Source organism: Scandinavium tedordense (assembly GCF_024764965.1).
Classification (GTDB): Bacteria; Pseudomonadota; Gammaproteobacteria; order Enterobacterales; family Enterobacteriaceae; genus Scandinavium; species Scandinavium tedordense.
Genome location: NZ_JALIGG010000051.1, coordinates 182,121 through 194,986, shown reverse-complemented (window position 1 = coordinate 194,986; position 12,866 = coordinate 182,121). Strand labels below are relative to the sequence as shown.

Below are 12,866 nucleotides of genomic sequence, written 5' to 3'. Positions count from 1 at the left end.
TAGATTTTCTGGCATTTGCAATTTTGGCTCTCTACGCGAGCACCCGCCCGCCTGCCCGCTCTTCACTTTTCATATCACTTTTCATGCACTATCTGAGAGGCTAGACGAGCCTGTTTGAGCGCCTTACGGAGCAAAAACAGCGCATTGATCTCATGCGTTTTCATGCAGCATAGACATGCACTCTCAACATCAATGGGAAAGTCAGAAAGTTGGTATAAAAAAACCGGCATACAAGCCGGTTCTCGGATAGCTTGGGTCGTCAGACAGGAATTTGTTGGCGGTTAGATAGCCTGGAGGCCGCGCCATATTTTCCGAGTGTGTGAGCTGACTTCTCTGATGGCTCGCTTGCGGTTTCATCCTTGGTCTCAACCTTATTAGGCCGGGCAATAATCGTGTCCACGCTCTCAAGAGCGGTGAATGTGCATGAGCACTCGAGGTTTTTGCACTGATAGTAGGTCCGCTTTATGGATGGGGCCTCATAAAAGCTGGAACGAGCATGTGAGATTGCGCCGCACTCAGGACACTGTAAAGCCATAGGCTTCCTCCATGAGTTTCAGGCGCTTGAGTCTGTCCTGAAAAGTTTTATGCTTCGCCGGAGTGAATCTCCTGGATGCATCCATGCGCATTGAGGTATCAGGCGACAAACCTGATTCATCCAGGATATCGCGGCAGGACTCAAGCAGTTCTGGAGCATTGAGTTCTGCATGGTGCGCCAGTGCAGAACGCAGCACACGGGCAGCAACATCAAGGCCAAAGGGGCCGTTCAGATAAGGTGCCAGTGCTGAGGTCAGCGCCTTGCCCGAATTTGCCATAAAGTCACTCAAGGCATTATCAACACAGGCATCCACAACACTTCTTTGCGCATAGAGGCTATCGCTTGCCGCACAACTGATCTGCCATTTAAGCACTTCGAGCTTTTCTCTGAGAGTTTCAACCTGCCAGGCGTAATTGAGGGGTTTATCTGCAGACAGCAACAATGCCTGCAGCCGTAGTTGGGCTGTGCTTTGTTCATTGCGAAGGGATAACCAATTCTGAGAAGCATCTCGATAGTGCTGCAGCGCTTCCTGAGGGGAAATAGCTGTATTCATCAGATTTGTTCCTTCTTCGCTTTTTCACGCTGTTTCTGAATACGAATTTGCGCTGCCGGGCTTGGGGCGTTCTTAATGTCCTGATAGGCAATATTGTTAGCACGTACACCAATCGTTTTGAGGAAAGGATCATTCTGGAATGATTCATCCTGTTTCAGCGCTGGGTCGGTAATTTTTGAGAAAACGAAATTCCGTAATAACGTTTCAGGGTCATTCACCTCATGGACAACGCCAACATAAGCGCTGGCGCTCCGTCCCATTGTTACTTTGAGTAGGCTCAGGAGTTGAATGAGATTCTTACCATGTTGTCTCATGAAATCATCCCATAACCGGTTAACATGGGTCTCGATAAGATCGTCATGCGCCTGAATGTAACCACGGGCCAATTCCGCCGTTTTCCAGGGCAGAAATTCATTATCTCCGGCATGGGCTGCAAGCAGATCATCAAACTCGTCGAGCGTTTCCCGGCCCAGAGCAATCTCTGCCCGAAGTTTTTTCATCTTCGGCGTTACCTGTCCCTGGTTTTCATGGAACATCTGCCGCCATTCCTCATTTTGTGCCTTTGTCTCCGATTCCGTTTCTACACGGCGTTTACGGATTGTTGTGAGCATCGCTGCAGCATCACCTTGCTTGCGACGGGCTTCCATCCAGGCTGATTTAGCGACATTCACTTTTTCAAGCGCCTGTTGCGTCGAAGCAGGGATAGAAATATCAGCGATCGGGTTATTGCTCTGTTCTGGGATAGTCATGTCAGCACCTGGTGGTTTGTCGTGGTGTCAATTGTGCTGTCATGCATACAAAGCTGCCATTGAATGCCATTGTGCGAGCGACAAGACAAAGACCTCTTTTGGCTAGCCAGGAAAGGCCTCATTTAACTGAGGCTGTTTCAGACTTACTTTAACTGTTCACTACTATTCACTTAGTTAAAAAAATAGATAATTCAGTAAGTTAAATGGTGAAGGGTTGGTGGGACAGTATTCATCGACTGTTCATAGCTGTTCACGTGGGAATAAAATTATTTATGGTATTTTTTCATAATGGATGGATATTTTATTCCTCTTGGGTATTTGATTTTTGCTCATCACCGCTATTCACCTTTATTCAGCAGTATTCGACAGGCGCTGGAATACACTGCATATTTTTGCCGGGAAACAACATTTTCGCCTCTGACCATGGTGTTGCATTTCACACTGATTTTTATAAAACTAGAGCTGCCCGGTTCTTTATGGATTCATTCGGATATATTTTAATATTTAAGGTGAGGTTATTTAATATCAAGGTTTTTATGCAGGCTCAATGTTTATACGTTGGGTGCGATTCATAAATATGTCCGGAAATTGGGGTTGCAATGCAAGGCCTCGTGTAGAAGTTGTACAGCCTTGCTGTATGGGCGATGGGGCCTGCACTATCAGGTGCAATGACCCACGGGGTAGTAAACCCGGGATGAATGGTAGTTCCTATTAATGCTCCTGTATTTATAGTTCGCAGGCATGATATTTATTATGCTGTTTTATATGGTTTGATAGGGTTTTCACTTCCATGAAATCAATATGTGACGCTAAATAAATAATGCGTGCGCAAACGAGTCATATACACATAATAAGGAACTACCTGAATCCGGATGAATTTATCCGGACTGCTTTGGAAATTAAAGAGGGTAGATAAATGCATAATATTTCTGTGTCTGCGCCAGCTCCTGCTGCGCCATTGTTTCCTGTATCGAACCAGCATGAGCGTTTTTTACGTCTGCCCGAGGTGATGCACTTGTGTGGGTTGTCTCGTTCGACCATTTACGACCTGATCAGCCGCGATGCGTTTCCGAAGCAGATCCCGCTTGGCGGTAAAAATGTCGCCTGGGCGCAGTCTGAGGTTAGCGCATGGATGGCGGACCGTATCAGCGCACGCGGGCGGGGATGTGATGCATGATGATACCTGAATACATTAAATACCTTTTTTCTGGCTTGCTTACTGCCGTCATTTCCAGGTATAGTTTTTCCGCTGTCGCAAAATCGGCAGCCGGAATTGGCGTTCCGCGAAACTCAATGGCGACACCAGACGCGCCAGGCGTCTTTTTTTTCGTCGTAGCTCAGGCACATCCATTTTCCGGACTGTGGTGTTTATACGTACACCGTGGTTCTATCGAGATAATGGCAGTCCGGGCGGGGCAGCCTTCGGGCTGGCCGGTATCCATTGAGGCCGGTTACGCCAACCCCGTTCGGGCTGCCACCAGTGAAATTGGCGTTTCCGGTGGTAGCAATAACCGCTACTCAATGGAGGCTGCCATCATGGCTACAATCCTCACCCCGTCATACCCGCAATATGTCTTTGTGTTTGCCGCAATCCGCCGGGCTGACACTCAACCCCGCATCTGTATGCTTCGCACTGTGGCCTGCGATGAGCGTTCCGCGCGCCTTTCGCTGGTCCGTGATTATGTGCTCTCCCTTTCTGCACGCCTGCCTGCCAGGGAGGTGACGCTATGAACCAGTTTGAGATCTCCTACGACGACGTTGTGAGGCTGAAACATTTACGCAATGTGGGTGAGTATGTCACTGGCATGGCAGCCCTGCAGGACTGTTATGAAAAGCCAGCAGGAGCGCAATGCGAACAACTGGTTTCCCTCATCTATCTGATGACAGAGCAACTGGATGGAGTGGTGCAACGCTGCCATGACGACCTGATGAATGCGGAGGTGGCCTGATGCAATCCTGTGAATCTCATCTGGCACTTCGTGCCGCTCTGTATCGCCGTGCCGTAGCATGTGCCTGGCTGACTATCAGCGGTCAGCAGGAACGTTATTCCGGCCTGACGCTCACTGAACTTGAAGATGCCATCGCCCGCGAGCTGGAAGGGTTCTATCTGCGCCAGCACGGGCAGCAAAGAGGACTGGAAATTGCCTGCGCGTTGCTTTCGGATCTGATGGAGTCGGGGCCGCTTAAAGCCTGTCCGGTTCTCTCACTGCTCGGAATGACGGTAATGGATGAACTTTGTTCCCGTCACCTCAATAAATCAGCGCTGCATTAAGGAGGGCCGCACAATGTCAGGAATGAAAGTTAGCCAGGCTGAGAAAGCAGCTCGCGGTCACTGGTCAAGAATTTTACCCGCACTGGGCGTAAACGTACTGAAAAATCGACACCAGCCCTGTCCGGTCTGTACCGGGAAAGACCGCTTTCGATTTGATGACCAGGAAGGGCGGGGAACGTGGTTCTGTAACCAGTGCGGGGCAGGTGATGGCCTGGCGCTTGTAAGTAAAGTACTGGATGTAGGCATTAGTGAAGCGGCAGACAGAATAAACGGCATTACCGGAAATCTGCCACCCGTATCTCAGGAAATGCTTGAATCTGATTCTCTTGAAAAAGAGGCCAGGAGACAAGCTGCTGCCGTGCTGGCAGCCCGTTTGTTTGAGAAAACCCGTCAGACCACTGGCAATACCTATCTGACGGGTAAAGGGCTTTCTGCACTGCCTTGCCGGGAATTAACCGCCGTGCATAAAGTCGGTGGTGTGACATTCCGTATGGGAGATCTTATCGTTCCACTGTATGCAGATGGGGAGCTGGTAAATCTGCAGTTAATCAACGCTGATGGGGGCAAATGCTTCCTTAAAGGCGGTCAGGTTAAGAATGCCTTTTACCTGGTTGAAGGTGCTGTCAAAACAGCCAAACGGCTCTGGATAGCGGAAGGATATGCCACCGCACTCACTATCAACCATCTGACTGGCGATGCTGTCATGGTGGCCTTTTCGTCCGTCAATTTCCTTTCCCTGGCGAGCATTGCCTGCAGTCAGTACCCAACGCACCAGATAATTATTGCTGCTGACCGCGATCTCAACGGTGCGGGGCAAACAAGGGGCGTAGCTGCTGCCAGGGCCTGCAATTGCACAATGGCGCTCCCGCCTGTGTTTGGAGACTGGAACGATGCATTCACGCAGAACGGCGAAGAAGCCACCCGGCAGGCAATTTATGAAGTAATAAAACCAGCTATTGCCAGCCCCTTCGACACAATGAGCGAAGCTGAATTTACCGCGCTGAGCGTCAGCGAAAAAGCGCAGAGGGTAGTGGACCACTATAAAAATGCACTGGCCGTAGACCCGAACGGGCAGCTCCTTTCACGCTATGAGGCGGGGGCCTGGAAAGTTATCTCTTACGCCGATTTTGCCCGTGATGTGGCTGCGCTGTTTCAGCGCCTCGGCGCACCTTTTTCATCCGGAAAAATTGCCTCTCTCGTGGAAACCCTCAAACTGATTGTTCCGCAACAACAGAATCCGGCGCGGCAGCTGATCGGGTTTCGCAACGGTGTGCTCGATACCCGTACAGGATTGTTTAGCCTGCACGATAAGAAGCACTGGTTACGTACGCTGTGCGAGGTGGATTACACGCAGCCCGTTGACGGGGAGGCACTGGAAACCCATGCCCCGGCGTTCTGGCGCTGGCTGGATCGTGCCGCAGGCTTCAAACCTGAAAAGCGGGACATCATCCTGGCGGCGTTGTTTATGGTGCTGGCTAACCGTTATGACTGGCAGCTGTTTCTGGAGGTCACTGGCCCTGGCGGAAGCGGAAAGAGTATTCTGGCTGAAATAGCAACGATGCTGGCTGGTGAGGATAACGCTACCTCGGCAACCATTGAAATGCTTGAATCACCACGAGAACGAGCCGCATTAATAGGTTTTTCACTCATTCGCCTTCCCGATCAGGAGAAGTGGAGCGGTGACGGGGCCGGACTAAAAGCCATCACTGGCGGCGATGCGGTATCAGTTGATCCCAAATATCAGAACGCCTATTCAACCCACATTCCGGCGGTCATCCTGGCTGTGAACAATAATCCGATGCGTTTCACTGATCGTAGTGGTGGAGTTTCACGCCGAAGAGTGATCCTGCATTTCCCCGACCAGATAGCCCCGGAGGAACGCGATACTCAGCTCAAAGAGAAAATTGCCAGCGAGCTGGCAGTGATTGTTCGCCAGCTTATGCAGCGTTTCAGCGACCCAATGAGCGCCAGGGCATTACTTCAGTCGCAGCAGAACTCCGATGAAGCGCTCACCATCAAACGTGATGCTGATTCAGCGTTTGATTTTTGCGGCTACCTTGAAGTCTTACCTGACACCACGGGAATGTTTATGGGGAACGCTAACATTGTCCCACGTCAGCCTCGTACATACCTTTATCATGCTTATCTGGTCTACATGGAGGCCAACGGTTATAAAAATACGCTCAGTCTGACCATGTTTGGCAAGGGGCTACCGTTAATGCTCAAGGAATATGGGCTGCAGTATGAGAAACGACGGACCAATCAAGGAATGCAGACTAACCTTGCCCTCAGGGAGGAAAGCAATTCTGACTGGCTACCTAAGTGCGATGGCCCTATAGCAACGTAACGAACCATCGACCCGGCTAATGCCGGGTTTTTTTATGCCCCACAGATAAATGTAGAGTTTGCTGTTCACTCTACACCATATTGTTAACTTCTATTTTATTGATATTAAACGTAATAATATGGTGGTGAACAGTGTGCATGGTTTTCCCAAGAAAAAGTATTTTGTTGGGTGTTGAGATGAGTGATTTTTGAACGCCTTCGCCAATGTGTATAGCCATGTGTATAGGATTGTTTGTCGATATGAATAAACTAATTAAAAACAATGAGTTGGTTGCTATTGTTTATTCCTATTATCGCACCATTTCATTTTGTCACTAACGCATACCTATTTATTCAGCAAAATTATCTTTCACCATTGATGAATAGCCGCCATGCATCTCTGAATAGCGTTATCGATATTTTGTCAGGAATCGGAAGGGGTATTTCTATTAGGCAGACAGCGCGTCAGGGGGCGTTATTACTTCGGACCGATCGGACGCGCGATATTGGCATCAGGACTGCGTGGCATCGTTGTTCTTTGGTTTGACTGCGAGCAGGCCCTTATCTGGATCGATGTAAGCACAATGGGTGTTAGAAGGATGGGATTGCGATGCCGCCTCACACTGCGCCAGGCTGCTGTAGGCCCCGATAACGTTGCTTTGAGTTGCACCAGTGGCAAATGAGATAATCAGAACTAGCCCGTACATGTCATTCCTTTATATGCTTTAACACGTCCTTCAGGCGCTGAGATTGATTCGGAATATCTCGTTGATCGGCCCGGAATTACGCAAAATTTCTCTGGGCAGTTAATATACATCAAAGTGAGCGGGTTGTGTTGATGTAAATGGGATCATTCTTAATGAGGTGGGTCCGGATCCAAATAGGGACAACAAATTTGTGGAATATACGTAATAATTACCTTCCGAAAATATCAGGCATGTATTTAGTCGCCGCGAGCTCTCAACAGGGGGCCGCACGGTTCCCTGGAAGCAATCGCAGTCGCTAGCTGTTACTCTCCCAGGTGAGTCCACACCCGTCGTCGCGTTCAAAAAGGAATGAGCCATGCTTAAAGAAAACTTCAATGAACTACAGATCTTTCTGGTGGTAGCCAGAGAGCGAAGTTTTACCAAAGCGGCCGGTAAGCTGGGTGTTTCACAATCGGCATTGAGCCATGCCATCAAGGCGCTGGAAGAGCGGCTGAATATTCGGCTTCTGACCCGAACCACCCGTAGCGTGGCGCCGACAGAAGCGGGTGAGCGGATTATCGCCTGCCTGGAACCGCGCATTGCTGACCTCGAGCAGGAGCTATCAACGCTCATTCAACTGAACGGGAGCGCCTCCGGCAATATCCGCATCTCTGCCGGAGAGCATTCGGCGCGCAGCGTGCTGTGGCCAAAGCTGAAACCATTTCTGCGTCAATACCCGGAGATTAACGTTGAGCTGGTGGTTGATAACGGCTTCGTCGATATCGTTGAAGGACGCTTTGATGCAGGCATTCGTCTGGGCGAAAGCGTAGATAAAGATATGGTCGCGGTGCGAATTGCCCCGGATATGCGGATGGCGGTAGTTGGCTCGCCGGCCTATTTCGCTGAAAATCCGGCCCCGAAAATGCCGCATGAGCTACAGCATCATCAGTGTATCAATATGCGTTTGCCGACGGCTGGGGGGCTTTATCACTGGGAGTTCGAACGGGAAGGGAAGCCGCTGCGTGTCAGAGTGGACGGGCAGCTGACGTTTAATTTGTTGCCGGAACGCATCGACGCAGTGCTGTCCGGGTTTGGTATCGCCTGCATTCCCGAAGATGCAATTCAGGCGCAGGTCGAATCCGGCGAGCTGGTTCAGGTGTTGCAGGAATGGTGCCCGTCATTCCCGGGATATTATTTGTATTACCCGAGTCGCAAACAGCATCCTCCGGCGTTTGCGCTGATGATCGACGCGCTGCGCTATTCGGAATAGCTGGCTTGCCAACAGAGACAAGCCAGCCAGAACCTTAACGGCCCACGCGAGCCTGAAGTGCGGCCGGATAACGGTCGCCGACGATTTTCACCGTTTCAAGTGCCTGACCAATCTTACGTAACTCATCCTGAGACAGGGTGATGTCCGCCGCGCCGAGGTTTTCTTCCAGTCGATGCAGTTTGGTCGTGCCCGGAATCGGCACAATCCACGGTTTCTGCGCCAACAGCCAGGCGAGCGCGATTTGCGCATTGGTCACGCCTTTTTCGCCAGCCAGTTCGCCGAGCACCGTGAGCAGATTTTCATTGGCATCAATGGCCTCGGCGGCAAAACGCGGCACTTTGCTGCGGAAATCATCCGCGCCAAAGGTGGTACCGGATTTGATGGCCCCGGTCAGGAAGCCTTTGCCCAACGGGCTGAAGGGCACAAACCCAATGCCTAACTCTTCCAGCACCGGCAGAATTTCCTGCTCAGGCTCACGCCACCACATTGAATATTCACTCTGCAATGCGGCGACGGGCTGCACGGCATGTGCCCGGCGAATGGTTTGCGCGCCCGCTTCGGACAGGCCGAAGTGCTTCACTTTCCCTTCCGCAATCAGTTCTTTCACCACGCCCGCGACGTCTTCAATCGGCACATCCGGGTCAACGCGATGCTGATACAGCAGATCAATCACATCGGTTTTGAGGCGGCGCAGCGAGCCTTCAACTGCCTGACGGATGTGCTCCGGGCGGCTGTTCAAAATCTGCTGCTTGTTATCATCCCCGAAAGTGAAACCAAATTTCGTGGCGATAACCACCTGGTCGCGGAACGGTTTTAACGCTTCGCCAACCACTTCTTCGTTCAGATACGGGCCGTACACTTCGGCGGTGTCGAAGAAGGTCACGCCGCGCTCGACGGCGTTGCGGATCAGCTCAATGGCCTGACGGGTGTCCGTTGCCGGACCATAGCCGTGGCTGAGGCCCATGCAGCCCAGACCCAGCGCCGAGACTTCCAGGCCAGATTTGCCGAGATAACGTTTTTGCATTAACAGTTCCTCATTATACGTCGAGTTTACGTCCAGCCAGCCACTGCACCATCGCCGGATCGCGATGTGAGAAGAACGCGCTGGTTGCGCTGTCCAGCGCGGTAATTTGCAGCATTTCTTCCTGGCTGAGTTCGAAGTCGAGGATATTGATGTTCTCTTGCATACGTTCTTTACGCACTGTTTTTGCCAGCGATACAATTCCGCGCTGGAAGATCCAACGCAGGACAACCTGGCCCACGCTTTTGCCGTATTTCTCGCCGATAGTGGTCAGCACTGGATGCTGGAACAGACCATTTTTGCCTTCGGCAAATGGCGCCCATGCTTCAGGCTGGATCCCGTGGGTTTGCATCCACGGCACCGCGTGCAGCTGCTGGTTGAACGGATTCACTTCAATCTGGTTAACTGCCGGAACAACTTTATTAAATGCGGTGAGGTCGGCGAGACGGTCTGGGTGGAAGTTACTCACGCCAATGGCGCGGATTTTCCCAGCCTGATGCAACTCTTCCATTGCACGCCATGCACCGTGCACATCGCCATAAGGCTGGTGAATCAGATAAAGGTCGACGTAATCCAGCTGCAGGCGATTCAGTGAACGTTCGAACTGCGCTTTAGCGCCTTCGTAATTTGTGTCCTGCAGCCACAGTTTGGTGGTGACAAACAGTTCATCGCGCGCGATATCGCTCTGTTTCAGCGCGTTGCCGACCTGACTTTCATTCTGATAAGAGGCGGCGGTATCAATCAGGCGGTAGCCGGTTTCGATGGCATCAATTACGGCGCGCTCGCATTCGGCGGCATCCGTCATCTGAAATACACCAAAGCCCTGCAGGGGCATTTCAATGCCGTTGTTCAGTTTTACAGTTTGCATGACGTTATCCTTCGCTGTTGTGTAGGCAAAGAATAGCGCAAGGTGATTTATTTGATTAGAGGGTGTAATCCACTAGGGTTAATTAGAACTGTTCATTAATACGGGTTCAGCTCAGTAATCCGGCGCCAACATTGACCGATAATCCTAAGATCGCCAGATTAAAGATAAATGAGATGACGGACTGCAAGAGCGCAATTTGGCGCATCTCGGTGGTGCCAGTGGCAACATCTGCCGTTTGCGACGCAACGGCAATCGTAAAAGAAAAATAGAGGAAATCCCAGTAATCGGGATCTTCGGGTTTTTCCGGGAAGAGCATTGGCGAAACCCCTTTGCCGCGATGCAGATAATGATGGTGTGCGTAATGCATTGCGAATGAGCTTGGCAGCAATGCCCAGGAAACAATCAGCGTCGTTGCCGTCAGGACAACATGAAGAATGCGCGGCGTGCCGGAAAGCGAGTGCAGAGATGAAAGTTCGCTCAGAATCGCCACGATACTGGCCATACACGCGACGATAACCATACCCAACACCAGCCCTGCGCTTTGATCCTGAATTTTGGCGATACGCGGAATATCTTCCACGTCGGTACGCAACATCCGAAACCAGATAAAAATCAGGTACAACCAGGCCAGAACGTTCCAGCCGATCAACATGCGTTGCAGCGTGCCTCCCGAAGCGGGAAGGGCGAAATAACAGATAACGCCTGCAGTCATTGAAATCAGCAGCCGCAGCCGCGTGAACAGGTGAGTCCTTAGCGAAAAACCCATAGGTAAATTGTTCTACAAATGATTGATAAGATTAACTGTAGACGACGGTGCGGGGGAGGGCCTCTGGTTCACCGGAATTAGACGACATCCGATGAGGAGACGTTGCAGGATTCATAAGTAAGCGATGAACCCTGCTTTAGCCTTACTGCAGATTTTTATCTTTCAGGAATTGGCTGACCAGATCGGCAATCTGAACGTTATTCAAATCTGAGAACGGGAAATGGGTATTGCCTTTGATCCCTATCTCCGGCAAATGGGTCACCGTCACATCGCCGCCGTGTTTGTTGACCACATCACGCCATTCGCGGGCCATCGCCAGGCGGACTCGCCAGCTGTCCTGGGCCGGCATCGCGACCGGTTTATCCGGGATGTTATCGCCATAAATAATCAGGATGGGGATTTTGGTCAGCGCCATAAACTGTTCCAGCGGAACAGGTTCGCCTTTCAGCGTATCGAACGCGCTCGGCATCGGGGCCGGTAGCTCTTTTTCCGGGAACACAAAGCTGCTGCCAGGCTCAAAGGCCACGATAGCTTTTACCTTGTTGTTTTTCATCGCGGTATACCAGCCAGGGCCGCCGCCCTGGGAGTGCGTGAACAGGATAGCCGGACCAGATTTATCCACCACCGCCGACATAGCATCGGAAATCACGCCGATATCAAATGGGCCTGTGTTCGGCGTCATCTGACGGAAATACTGATTCAGCGCTTCTTTATTATGCGAGAACTGCACGCCTTTAAAATAGTCAGGCCAGATACCGACGCGGAACTGATTAAACCACAACTGCTCGTCCGGCTTTGGCGTGACGGTCCCTTCAACGGTGCTACGGCCCGCTGAGCCACGGCGAGGCTGATCGACTAAATACGTCGAGAAACCGCGTCGCAAAAAGATGTTCTGAAACCCTTCTCTCCCATCCGGCGTGCTTTCCCAGGTACGGGAGAACTGCCCCGCACCGTGCAGCATCACGATCGGATATTTATGTGGGTTTTCGGGGATTTGGTAAAACACGGAAGCATGGTCGCCATGATACGTCTGACCAGCAGGTTCCATCGGCTTTTTCGCATCGAATTTACCCGGTGCGGTGATAACGGTGCCGCCAGTGGCAAAGCTACCCTGTGCCTGAATCACCAAGGGCTCCGCGTGTACGGACTGCGCCAAAAGGCCGCCTGCCATCATGCACAGCACCAACGTTTTAAATAGTGTCTTCAATGTAATGACCTCGAATTGATGAATTAGCTGCGAATGGCTTCTAACCACTCAGTTACCGTTTCGGTGGTTTTTCTTTCCTGATCGCATTCCATTATCAGTGGTTTTTCTCGACGCGCCGTTGGGGCCAGGCGGCTAAGAATGCCATCGCTGTCACCAGGGCCATAACCACCGTGAGTAATAAAGGGAATAAGCTGCTTCCCTGCGAGGTTATGGCTACTGAGAAAGGTTTGCACCACCGGCGGCACACTGGTCCCCCAGATGGGGAACCCTAAATAAATCGTCTGATAACGTTCGATATCAGCAACGTTATTTTTTAATGCAGGTCGGATTCCCGCCTCGCGTTCTTTTTTCGCTTTTTCCACGGTCTGGAAATATTCTACCGGGTACGGTGTGGCCGGTTCGATTTCAAACATATCGGTTTGCAGGCTGCGATGAATCACACCCGCAATGACGCGCGTATTGCCGCTTCGTGAAAAGTACGCAACCAGAATGCGGCTGTTGTTCTGTGTGTTCGCTGTTCCGGAGGCCGCTGAAGCCAGCGTGACATTCGCCAGCGTCAACCCTGCCAGAGCCGTTAACAGCAGCCGACGAGTGGGATCGTGGTCCATACAAGT

15 protein-coding genes are annotated in these 12,866 nt (G+C 51.3%); 6 read left to right on the top strand and 9 right to left on the bottom strand.

Annotated features, from left to right (window positions below; all coding sequences use genetic code 11):
• Positions 1 to 259: 259 nt before the first annotated feature.
• From MUU46_RS06120 to MUU46_RS06110, 3 genes are read right to left on the bottom strand one after another with little or no spacing between them, the layout of a single operon-like run.
• A complete protein-coding gene (locus tag MUU46_RS06120; RefSeq protein ID WP_258965087.1) occupies positions 260 to 535 on the bottom strand; it encodes an Ogr/Delta-like zinc finger protein in 276 nt (91 codons plus the stop codon).
• Entirely contained in the window at positions 516 to 1,088 is a 573-nt protein-coding gene (locus MUU46_RS06115; protein ID WP_258965086.1) for a phage polarity suppression protein, read from the bottom strand. Before MUU46_RS06115 ends, MUU46_RS06120 begins: the two co-directional genes overlap by 20 nt.
• Positions 1,088 to 1,837, bottom strand: coding sequence for a phage polarity suppression protein (locus MUU46_RS06110; protein ID WP_258965085.1), 750 nt, complete (start codon positions 1,835 to 1,837; stop codon positions 1,088 to 1,090). Before MUU46_RS06110 ends, MUU46_RS06115 begins: the two co-directional genes overlap by 1 nt.
• 916 nt (positions 1,838 to 2,753) lie before the next feature.
• Here MUU46_RS06110 and MUU46_RS06105 point away from each other — a divergent pair.
• The 5 genes from MUU46_RS06105 to MUU46_RS06085 are packed head-to-tail and all read left to right on the top strand — an operon-like array spanning position 2,754 to position 6,456.
• Positions 2,754 to 3,014 carry a helix-turn-helix transcriptional regulator gene (locus MUU46_RS06105; protein ID WP_035595081.1) on the top strand — a complete coding sequence of 87 codons (261 nt, stop codon included), beginning with the start codon at positions 2,754 to 2,756 and terminating at the stop codon, positions 3,012 to 3,014.
• Positions 3,011 to 3,568, top strand: a complete 558-nt coding sequence (locus tag MUU46_RS06100; RefSeq protein WP_258965084.1) for a host cell division inhibitor Icd-like protein — start codon at positions 3,011 to 3,013, stop codon at positions 3,566 to 3,568. The genes MUU46_RS06105 and MUU46_RS06100 overlap by 4 nt, the downstream gene beginning before the upstream one ends.
• Entirely contained in the window at positions 3,565 to 3,786 is a 222-nt protein-coding gene (locus tag MUU46_RS06095) for a hypothetical protein (protein ID WP_001071227.1), read from the top strand. The genes MUU46_RS06100 and MUU46_RS06095 overlap by 4 nt, the downstream gene beginning before the upstream one ends.
• Positions 3,786 to 4,109 carry a DUF5375 family protein gene (locus tag MUU46_RS06090; RefSeq protein ID WP_258965083.1) on the top strand — a complete coding sequence of 108 codons (324 nt, stop codon included), beginning with the start codon at positions 3,786 to 3,788 and terminating at the stop codon, positions 4,107 to 4,109. The genes MUU46_RS06095 and MUU46_RS06090 overlap by 1 nt, the downstream gene beginning before the upstream one ends.
• A 13-nt stretch (positions 4,110 to 4,122) precedes the next feature.
• On the top strand, positions 4,123 to 6,456 hold the full coding sequence (locus MUU46_RS06085; protein ID WP_258965082.1) for a primase-helicase zinc-binding domain-containing protein: 2,334 nt from the start codon (positions 4,123 to 4,125) through the stop codon (positions 6,454 to 6,456).
• Between the two features lie 490 nt (positions 6,457 to 6,946).
• Here the strand turns inward: MUU46_RS06085 and MUU46_RS06080 are convergent, their stop codons facing one another.
• Positions 6,947 to 7,141 carry a YdfD/YebW family protein gene (locus MUU46_RS06080; protein WP_159752225.1) on the bottom strand — a complete coding sequence of 65 codons (195 nt, stop codon included), beginning with the start codon at positions 7,139 to 7,141 and terminating at the stop codon, positions 6,947 to 6,949.
• A gap of 355 nt (positions 7,142 to 7,496) precedes the next feature.
• Between MUU46_RS06080 and MUU46_RS06075 the strand changes: the two genes are divergently transcribed.
• Entirely contained in the window at positions 7,497 to 8,390 is an 894-nt protein-coding gene (locus MUU46_RS06075) for a LysR family transcriptional regulator (RefSeq protein WP_159752227.1), read from the top strand.
• Between the two features lie 34 nt (positions 8,391 to 8,424).
• Here MUU46_RS06075 and MUU46_RS06070 read toward each other — a convergent pair whose 3' ends face one another.
• The 5 genes from MUU46_RS06070 to MUU46_RS06050 all read right to left on the bottom strand — a co-directional run bounded on the left by MUU46_RS06070 (position 8,425) and on the right by MUU46_RS06050 (position 12,860).
• On the bottom strand, positions 8,425 to 9,414 hold the full coding sequence (locus MUU46_RS06070; protein WP_258965081.1) for an aldo/keto reductase: 990 nt from the start codon (positions 9,412 to 9,414) through the stop codon (positions 8,425 to 8,427).
• A 13-nt stretch (positions 9,415 to 9,427) separates the two neighbouring features.
• Complete coding sequence (locus MUU46_RS06065) at positions 9,428 to 10,279, bottom strand: aldo/keto reductase (RefSeq protein ID WP_258965080.1); 852 nt, start codon at positions 10,277 to 10,279, stop codon at positions 9,428 to 9,430.
• Between the two features lie 106 nt (positions 10,280 to 10,385).
• Positions 10,386 to 11,045, bottom strand: a complete 660-nt coding sequence (locus tag MUU46_RS06060; RefSeq protein ID WP_258965079.1) for a DUF1345 domain-containing protein — start codon at positions 11,043 to 11,045, stop codon at positions 10,386 to 10,388.
• A 142-nt stretch (positions 11,046 to 11,187) separates the two neighbouring features.
• The gene (locus MUU46_RS06055) at positions 11,188 to 12,252 is read right to left on the bottom strand and encodes an alpha/beta hydrolase (RefSeq protein WP_258965078.1); all 1,065 of its coding nucleotides are present in this window, start codon (positions 12,250 to 12,252) and stop codon (positions 11,188 to 11,190) included.
• Positions 12,253 to 12,275: 23 nt separating this feature from the next.
• Positions 12,276 to 12,860 (bottom strand): flavodoxin, encoded by a 585-nt coding sequence (locus tag MUU46_RS06050; RefSeq protein WP_159752237.1) that lies wholly within the window; start codon positions 12,858 to 12,860, stop codon positions 12,276 to 12,278.
• Between the last annotated feature and the right edge of the window lie 6 nt (positions 12,861 to 12,866).